The sequence below is a fragment of the Streptomyces sp. NPDC029159 genome (assembly GCF_055564055.1).
The window spans coordinates 91237-99923 of sequence record NZ_JBVHWT010000014.1; the positions used below are offsets into that span (position 1 = coordinate 91237).

The 8687-nt window shown below is 72.5% G+C and carries 8 protein-coding genes; 3 read left to right on the forward strand and 5 right to left on the reverse strand.

Features of this window, described 5'->3' with window-relative positions:
* Nucleotide 1: 1 nt before the first annotated feature.
* Complete coding sequence (locus ACZ4U4_RS24545; protein ID WP_467878116.1) at nucleotides 2–709, reverse strand: tellurite resistance TerB family protein; 708 nt, start codon at nucleotides 707–709, stop codon at nucleotides 2–4.
* A gap of 260 nt (nucleotides 710–969) precedes the next feature.
* A complete protein-coding gene (gene leuA, locus ACZ4U4_RS24550; RefSeq protein ID WP_467878118.1) occupies nucleotides 970–2748 on the reverse strand; it encodes a 2-isopropylmalate synthase in 1779 nt (592 codons plus the stop codon).
* Nucleotides 2749–3094: 346 nt separating this feature from the next.
* Here leuA and ACZ4U4_RS24555 point away from each other — a divergent pair, with 346 nt between their 5' ends.
* The 3 genes from ACZ4U4_RS24555 (at nucleotide 3095) to ACZ4U4_RS24565 (ending at nucleotide 5991) form a co-directional block, all read left to right on the forward strand.
* Nucleotides 3095–4168 (forward strand): M4 family metallopeptidase, encoded by a 1074-nt coding sequence (locus ACZ4U4_RS24555; protein ID WP_467878121.1) that lies wholly within the window; start codon nucleotides 3095–3097, stop codon nucleotides 4166–4168.
* A 47-nt stretch (nucleotides 4169–4215) separates the two neighbouring features.
* The gene (locus ACZ4U4_RS24560; RefSeq protein ID WP_467878123.1) at nucleotides 4216–4482 is read left to right on the forward strand and encodes a protealysin inhibitor emfourin; all 267 of its coding nucleotides are present in this window, start codon (nucleotides 4216–4218) and stop codon (nucleotides 4480–4482) included.
* A gap of 141 nt (nucleotides 4483–4623) precedes the next feature.
* Nucleotides 4624–5991, forward strand: a complete 1368-nt coding sequence (locus ACZ4U4_RS24565) for a GH1 family beta-glucosidase (protein ID WP_467878126.1) — start codon at nucleotides 4624–4626, stop codon at nucleotides 5989–5991.
* Nucleotides 5992–6045: 54 nt separating this feature from the next.
* On the opposite strand, the gene era is transcribed toward ACZ4U4_RS24565, so the two are convergent.
* The 3 genes from era to ACZ4U4_RS24580 all read right to left on the reverse strand — a co-directional run bounded on the left by era (nucleotide 6046) and on the right by ACZ4U4_RS24580 (nucleotide 8213).
* The gene (gene era, locus ACZ4U4_RS24570; RefSeq protein ID WP_467878128.1) at nucleotides 6046–6984 is read right to left on the reverse strand and encodes a GTPase Era; all 939 of its coding nucleotides are present in this window, start codon (nucleotides 6982–6984) and stop codon (nucleotides 6046–6048) included.
* A gap of 189 nt (nucleotides 6985–7173) precedes the next feature.
* Complete coding sequence (locus tag ACZ4U4_RS24575; protein ID WP_467878131.1) at nucleotides 7174–7539, reverse strand: cytidine deaminase; 366 nt, start codon at nucleotides 7537–7539, stop codon at nucleotides 7174–7176.
* Nucleotides 7536–8213 carry an AAA family ATPase gene (locus ACZ4U4_RS24580; RefSeq protein WP_467878134.1) on the reverse strand — a complete coding sequence of 226 codons (678 nt, stop codon included), beginning with the start codon at nucleotides 8211–8213 and terminating at the stop codon, nucleotides 7536–7538. The genes ACZ4U4_RS24575 and ACZ4U4_RS24580 overlap by 4 nt, the downstream gene beginning before the upstream one ends.
* Nucleotides 8214–8687: the final 474 nt, after the last annotated feature.

The window sequence follows — 8687 nt, forward strand, 5'->3', positions numbered from 1 at the left end:
GTCAGGACGGGGTGCGGGCGGCCGCCAGCAGACGCTCGGTGTCGGTGTCCGCCAGCGTCAGCGCGGTGCCGACGGTGGCCAGCACCTCCCGCTCGGCGGGGGTGTACGCGCCGTCGGCGAGGGCGATCCGGGCCGCCTGGAGCAGCAGCGCCTCCCGGCCCGCCGGGGCGAGGTGCGGGGCGAGCGGGCCCAGGGAGGAGTGCAGCTCGATGGCGAGGGCCGTCCCGCACGGGTCCAGCCCGCGGGAGGCGCCGTCGTCGCCGGTCAGCGTCTCGAAGGCGGGGCTCAGCGCGCCGGTGTCGGCGGCGAGCGCGGCGAGGAGGGTGAGCAGCTGGTCCTCGCAGCAGTCGGGGAACCCGGCGTCGCGGACGGTGGTGACGGCGGTCTCCCGCACCACACGCGAGGCGGTGCCGCCCGCCGCCAGCAGCGCCAGGGTGACGGTGTGGACCGCGTCCCGCAGCATCGCGGAGAGCCGCACGGTGGTCGGGTGGTCCAGGGCGTCCGGGGCGAAGCGGCCGCGGCAGGCGGAGCATTCGACGACCGGCCCGGCCTGGCCGCGGGAGAGCAGCGGGAGACCGAGCACGGTGAGGCGGCGCCGGCCGGTGCGGCGGCGGTAGTTGCGGTCGCCGCCGCAGTCGGGGCAGAAGAACTCGCCGTCGGCGACGGTCCGCCAGGACGTGCGTACCCCCACCACACCCAGCTTGACCATCGCGTCAGACCTCCGTATCTCCCCCGTAGCCATGAGGGCACCGAACGTCTGCTTCTCGGCCCCTTCGCCGCACCGACGTGATGTTAGCCACATCCACGATGCGGCGTCAGCACCCCGGACGGACAACGGCCGAATGACGAAGGGTGCGCACCGCCAGGGGGAGGCGGCGGGCGGCGGATTGACGCACGGTGCCCCGCCCGCCGCGTACACGGGGTACGGGCGTACGGGGCACCGAGGCGGCGGGGCTGCGCCCCGGGCGGTCAGCGGGCCGCGCGGTTGACCGCCGAGGCGACGGCCTTGATGGAGGCGCGGACGATGTTCGCGTCGATGCCGACGCCCCACAGGACCTTGTCGCCGATGGCGCACTCGACGTACGCGGCGGCCTGGGCCGCGGCGCCCTCGCTCATGGTGTGCTCGACGTAGTCCAGGACCCGTACGTCCGCGTCGATCGCGTGCAGCGAGTCGATGAAGGCGGCCAGCGGGCCGTTGCCGGTGCCGGTCAGGACGGTGTCGGCGCCGTCGACGACCGCCTCGACGGTCAGCGCGTCGGTGCCCTCGCTGGTCGTGGAGGTCTGCGCGGAGCGCAGCGCGATCCGGCCCCAGGCGTTCTCCGGCGTGGGCAGGTACTCGTCCTGGAAGGTGGCCCAGATGGCCGCCGGGGTGACCTCGCCGCCCTCGGCGTCGGTCTTCTCCTGGATGGTGCGGGAGAACTCGATCTGCATCCGGCGCGGCAGGTCCAGCTTGTGGTCGTTCTTCAGGACGTACGCGATACCGCCCTTGCCGGACTGCGAGTTGACCCGGATGACCGCCTCGTAGGAACGGCCGACGTCCTTCGGGTCGATGGGCAGGTACGGCACCGCCCACTCGATGTCGTCGACGGTCTTGCCCCGGGCGGCCGCGTCGGCCTCCATGGCGTCGAAGCCCTTCTTGATGGCGTCCTGGTGGGAGCCGGAGAAGGCGGTGTAGACCAGGTCGCCCGCGTAGGGGTGGCGCGGGTGGACCTCCATCTGGTTGCAGTACTCGGAGGTGCGGCGGATCTCGTCGATCTGCGAGAAGTCGATCTGCGGGTCGACGCCCTGCGAGAAGAGGTTCATGCCCAGGGTGACCAGGTCGACGTTGCCGGTCCGCTCGCCCTGGCCGAACAGGCAGCCCTCGACGCGGTCGGCGCCGGCCATCACGGCCAGCTCGGCGGCGGCGACGGCGGTGCCGCGGTCGTTGTGCGGGTGGGTCGACAGGCAGACGAACTCACGGCGGGTCAGCTTCCGCGACATCCACTCGAAGCGGTCCGCATGGGTCGAGGGGGTGGAGCGCTCGACCGTGGCGGGCAGGTTGAGGATGATCTCGCGGCCCTCCTCGGGCTGCCAGACGTCGCAGACCGCCTCGCAGACCTCCAGCGCGAAGTCCAGCTCGGTGTCGGTGAAGATCTCCGGGCTGTACTGGTAGCCGAAGATCGTCTCGTCGCCCAGGATCTTCTCGGCGTACTCCATGACCAGCCGGGTGCCGTCCACCGCGATCTGCTTGATGTCCTCCTTGGAGCCGCGGAAGACGACCCGGCGGAAGGTGGGGGCGGTGGCGTTGTAGAGGTGGACGGTGGCGCGGTGGGCGCCGCGCAGCGACTCCACGGTCTTCTCGATCAGGTCCTCGCGCGCCTGCGTCAGGACGGAGATCGTCACGTCCTCGGGGATCGCGCCCTCTTCGATGATGGAGCGGACGAACTGGAAGTCGGTCTCGCCGGAGGAGGGGAAGCCGACCTCGATCTCCTTGTAGCCCATCCGTACCAGCAGATCGAACATCTCCCGCTTGCGCGCCGGGGACATCGGGTCGATCAGCGCCTGGTTGCCGTCGCGCAGGTCGGTCGAGAGCCAGCGGGGCGCCTTGGTGATGCGCTTTTCCGGCCAGGTGCGGTCGGGGATCTCGACCGCTTCGTACCGGCCGTACTTGTGGACCGGCATACCCGAAGGGCGCTGCAGCTGGGTGGCGTTGGTGACCGGGGTGGGACGGCCGACGGCGTTCTCGGCGGGGGTCGAAGCGTTCGACATGGTGCGTGGGGCTCCTCGTGCAGTCCGCGGAAGTCCCCGGTCCGGGCTGGTCCGGGAGCCGGGGAAGGCCGACGGGGCGATCACTCGCAGCACCGAACTCCGCGGGGAGGGGGTCGGCCTACGACTACAGGCCCTCGCCGCGGCAGCTAAGGAGAAGCAGCCCGAAACGCATGATGCCTCGCACCTTAACCGAGCCGATCGAGTCCTGCGGCCCCGTATCAGTATGCGGGACCGCGTGGACAGTCTGGCCGGAATGCGCTCAGGCGCACGTTTTCGCACCACACCTTTTCGGGAAATTCAGAAGCGGGCAGTGACACGGGCATCACGCAATGCGACATTTGCAGGTATGGACGTCAACTCGAAGCCGGGCACCCCGGCCACTCCCGTTTTCTGCACGATCGTGCCGCCCCACCTCCTCGACAAGCTGGCACAATCCGACGCTCCTGAACACCACGAGCCGGCCCGCCGCACCCTCGAACACGACGCGTTCCTGCGCACCCGGCGCCACGAGTGCACGCTGCGCACCGCCGCGGCCCGCACCGAAGGCTCCGACAAGCCGAACCGCACCATCTACGACGCCCGGCACAGCCAGGACCTGCCCGGCACCAAGGTGCACTCCGAGGCCGACAGCGCCTCCAAGGACGCCTCGGTCAACCGCGCGCACGCCGGGCTCGGCGCCACCTTCGAGCTGTACCTGAAGGTCTACGGCCGCCACTCCATCGACGACGCCGGCCTCCCGCTCAACGCGACCGTCCACTACGGCGAGAAGTACGACAACGCCTTCTGGGACGGCGAGCGGATGGTCTTCGGCGACGGCGACGGCAAGCTCTTCAAGGACTTCACCATCCCGGTGGACGTCATCGGCCACGAACTCACCCACGGCGTCACGCAGTACACCGCGGGCCTCGACTACAACGGCCAGTCCGGCGCGCTCAACGAGTCCATCTCGGACGTCTTCGGCTCGCTGATCAAGCAGTACGCCCTCAAGCAGAGCGCCGACCAGGCCGACTGGCTGATCGGCGCCGACCTCCTCGCCCCCGGCGTCAAGGGCTCGGCGCTGCGCTCCATGAAGGCGCCGGGCACCGCGTACGACGACCCGAACCTCGGGAAGGACCCGCAGCCGGCGACGATGGAGCACTTCGTCGACACCCAGGAGGACAACGGCGGCGTCCACATCAACTCCGGCATCACCAACCACGCCTTCTACCTCTTCGCCACGGCGGTCGGCGGCAACGCCTGGGAGAAGGCAGGGCAGGTCTGGTACGACGTGCTGACCGGCGGGAAGCTGGCGAAGACCGCCCAGTTCGCCGACTTCGCCAAGCTGACCATCGAGGCGGCCAAGGCCCGCTTCGGGGCGTCGGGCGCCGAGCACGAGGCCGTCGTCAAGGCGTGGTCGACGGTCGGCGTCACCACCAAATAGCGCAGCCCCGGGACGTCTGCGGCGCCCCGGGCGGGTAGGAGCCACCCATGCACATTCACATCAGACGCACCGGTGGCTTCGCGGGCATCGAGCGCCGCGCCGAGGTCGACACCTCGGCGCGGTCCGACGCGGACGCCTGGCACACCCTCGCCGAACGGTCCCTCGCCCAGGGCCACACCGAGCCCCCGATCGGGGTCCCGGACGGCTTCTGCTACCAGATCACCGTGGACGGCACAACCGTCTACTGCTCCGACCCGCGCCTGACCGAGGAGCAGCGCACGCTGATCACCCGGGTACTGAAAGAGGGTGACTGACGTACGACGCAAGGGAGTTGAGATACGGAGGGCGGTGGCGGCCGGTGGGCCGCGCCGCCCTCCGTCCGTGTTCTGGGGCCGATCCGGACAGCCGGGCGCCCGGACCTTGACACCGTTACCGGCGGTATCCATGCTCCGGCCATGACCACGGTGCCGGACCCCGCCCCGCTCCCCCGTTTCCCCGCCGCCTTCCTCTGGGGCGTCTCCGCCTCCGCGCAGCAGACCGAGGGCGCCGTCGACGAGGGCGGGCGCGGCCGGTCGTCCTGGGACGCGTTCGCCGAGCGGCCCGGCCGGATCAAGGACGGCTCCGACCCCCGGGTGGCGGCCGACCACTACCACCGCTACCGCGAGGACGTCGCCCTCCTGCGGGAGCTGGGCGCCGGGGCGTTCCGCTTCTCGGTGGCCTGGCCGCGGGTGGTGCCCGACGGCGACGGCCCGGTCAACGCCCGGGGCCTGGACTTCTACGACCGGCTCGTGGACGCGCTGCTGGCGGCGGGTGTCACCCCGGTGCCGACACTCTTCCACTGGGACACCCCGCTGGCCCTTGAGGAGCGCGGCGGCTGGCTGCGCCGGGAGACCGCGGGGCACTTCGCCGCGTACGCGGACGCCGTCGCCGCCCGGCTCGGCGACCGCGTACACCGCTGGATCACCCTCAACGAACCGGCCGAACTGACCCTGCTGGGGTACGGCATCGGCGCCCACGCCCCCGGCCGCCGGCTGCTCTTCGACGCGCTGCCCGCCGCCCACCACCAGCTCCTGGGCCACGGTCTCGCCGTCCAGGCGCTGCGCGCCCGCGGTGCGAGAGACATCGGCATCGCCAACTCCCACGGCCCGACCTGGCCCGCCTCCGACTCCGCCGCGGACACCGGCGCCGCCGACCTCTACGACCTGCTACTCAACCGGCTGTTCGCGGAGCCGCTGCTGCTGGGCCGCTACCCGGACGACGATCTGGCGGCGCTGCTGCCGGGCCCGGTCGCCGAGGACCTGAAGATCATCGCGGAGCCGCTGGACTGGTACGGCATCAACTACTACCAGCCGACCCGGGTGGGCGCCCCGCTGCCGGACGGCGCCCCGGCAGAGTTCGGCGGCGTCGCGCTGCCCCCGGAACTCCCCTTCGCGCCCCGGGAGATCGAGGGGTACCCGCGGACCGGCTTCGGCTGGCCGGTGGTGCCCGCGGCCCTCACCGAACTGCTGCTGTCCTTCCGCGACCGCTACGGCGACCGGCTGCCCCCGGTGATCATCACCGAGAACGGCTGCGCGTACGACGGCACCGACGACCGGGAGCGGATCGCCTTCCTCGACGGACATCTGCGGGCGCTGCACACGGCGATGACGGCGGGCGTCGACGTCCGCGGCTACTTCGTCTGGTCGCTGACCGACAACTTCGAGTGGGCCGAGGGGTACGCCCAGCGGTTCGGGCTGGTGCACCTCGACTACGCGACGCAGCGCCGCACCCCGAAGGCGTCCTTCCACTGGCTGCGCGACGCCTGGCGGGCGCAGCGGGCGTGACCGTCCACCGGGCGCCCGTGCCGGACACCGGCACGGGCCGGGCGGCGCAGAAGCTCAGAACCCCAGCTTGCGCAGCTGCTTCGGGTCGCGCTGCCAGTCCTTGGCGACCTTGACGTGCAGATCGAGGAAGACCGGCGTACCGAGCAGCGCCTCGATGTGCTTGCGCGACTTGGTGCCGACCTCCTTCAGGCGCTTGCCCTTGGGGCCGATGATGATGCCCTTCTGGCTGGGGCGCTCGATGTAGACGTTGGCGTGGATGTCCAGCAGCGGCTTCTCCGCGGGCCGGCCCTCGCGCGGCAGCATCTCCTCGACGACCACGGCGATCGAGTGCGGCAGCTCGTCGCGGACGCCCTCCAGCGCCGCCTCGCGGATCAGCTCGGCGACCATGACCTGCTCGGGCTCGTCGGTGAGGTCGCCCTCGGGGTAGAGCGGCGGGCTCTCCGGCAGCAGCGGCACCAGCAGATCGGCGAGCAGGCCCACCTGGGCGTCGCCGACGGCGGAGACCGGCACGATCTCGGCCCACTCGATGCCCAGCTCCTTGCCGAGCCGGTCGACGGCGAGCAACTGCGCGGCGAGCTCCTTGGAGTCCACCAGATCCGTCTTGGTGACGACGGCGATCTTCGGGGTCTTCTTGATACCGGCCAGCTCGGAGGCGATGTAGCGGTCGCCGGGGCCGAGCTTCTGGTCGGCGGGGAGGCAGAAGCCGATCACGTCGACCTCGGCCCAGGTGGTGCGGACCACGTCGTTGAGCCGCTCACCGAGCAGGGTGCGCGGCTTGTGCAGCCCCGGGGTGTCGACGAGCACCAGCTGCGCCTCGGGGCGGTGCACGATGCCGCGGACGGTGTGGCGGGTGGTCTGCGGACGGTTGGAGGTGATGGCCACCTTCGTGCCGACCAGAGCGTTCGTCAGGGTGGACTTGCCCGCGTTGGGGCGGCCGACGAAGCAGGCGAAGCCCGCGCGGTGCGGGGCGGAGGAGTCTGTACGAGCGCTCATGGCGCCCATTGTCCCCGATCCCCACGGCCCGCCCGACCACCGGTCGCCCCGGCGGCGGACGGACGCCCGACCGGCGGCGCCCCGGGAACGGCGGCGGACGGCCTCCCGGAGCCCAGGGGGGCGGTAGGGGACGGCGCCCGCGCCCCGGCCGGGAGAACCCCGCCGGGCACGGGCGCCGCCCGCCAGGGCTCAGGCCCGGGCGTCGCCCGCCGGAGCGGTGACCCGCAGGGTGCCGTCGGGTCCCGCCACGAGCACCGGGGTCTCCGGGCCGCCCAGGTCGGCGACGGCCGCACGGTCCGCGTCGGCGGCGTACTCGGCGTCGGTGACCACGGCGGCGGCCTCCAGGGACTGCGCACCGCTGGCGACGGCCATCGCCACGGCGGTCTGCAGCGCGCTGAGCTTCAGCGACTCCAGGGCCACGGTCCCGGCGACGTAGGTGCGGCCGGTCTCGTCACGTACGGCGGCCCCCTCGGGCACGCCGTTGCGGGCCCGCGCCGAGCGCGCGAGCGTGATGATCTTGCGGTCTTCGGGGTCCAGCGGTGCGGCTTCGCTCATACGGGCGAGCATATGCGGGGCCCGGCCCCGGCGGCCCCGCGGGGCGCAGCCGCCTCCGGCCCGTCCGCACCCCGCCGCCGCGGTGCCGCGTCGAAGCGGACGCCCGCCACCCGCTCCCGGGTACCGGCGTCCAGCACCACCAGCGAGGTCAGCTCGGCGAGCGTGTCCGGCAGCTCCGCCGCAGGCCCGTCGGCGGGACGGTCCAAGGAGCGCAGCAGCCGGCCCAGACCGCGGCAGTGGCGGTCGAAGACGCGGCGGCGCACCCAGCGGGCGCGGGCCCGCTGCCCGGAGAGCGCGGTGGCAGCACCGACATCCAGCAGGACCACGTGGAGCGTCCGGCCGTGGCGGGCAGCGCCACGCCCCAGCAACCGCCGCAGCCAGGCCCGGCTCCCGCAGTCGTGGACCAGCACCGGACCGTCCCCACGCAGCGCGGCCACCACCTCCCGCACCAGCCGCCACCGCGCCCACGGCCGGTAGACCGGGTACGGCAGCCACCGCGGCATCACCGCCTCACAGGCGACGTGCACGGCACGCGGATCGATCACCCGCGCCACCGCTGCCCCCGGCCCACCCGCCCAGCGCCCCAACAGCGTGCTCTTACCGCTACCCGGCAGCCCGGCGACCACGACGACAGCACCGGCCGGATACCGCAGAAGCCCCGGGACGCCATCCACGTCCCGAAGATCCAGCAGGCCGCGGGGGCGGACTTCGCCGAAGGCACAGACGGAAGCGCCCTCGGGACCGCCGCCGGATGCGTCCCCGGACGCTTCACGACACAGCTCACCGGACGCATGCCCCGACACGTCACCGACCGCCTCCCGGGACGCCTCGCCGCCCCCTTCACCAGAGGGCACCTCCCAAGGCGACCCCCCGGCCCGCTGCCCACCCGCCCCACAGCTGCTGATGCCGAATCCCCCTCACCACACACCGTTACCGACCCAGCTTCGCACGGGCACGAAATCCACCGGGAGGGCGCAGCCGGCACCACCCTCACCACCACAGCCAACCGAAGGCCCTACGACACGAGAAGGTGGTGGGGGGGGGGGGGGGGGGGGGGGGGGGGGGGGGGGGGGGGGGGGGGGGGGGGGGGGGGGGGGGGAGACGCCAAAACAACCACACAAACACCAAAAACAAACACAAAAAAACAA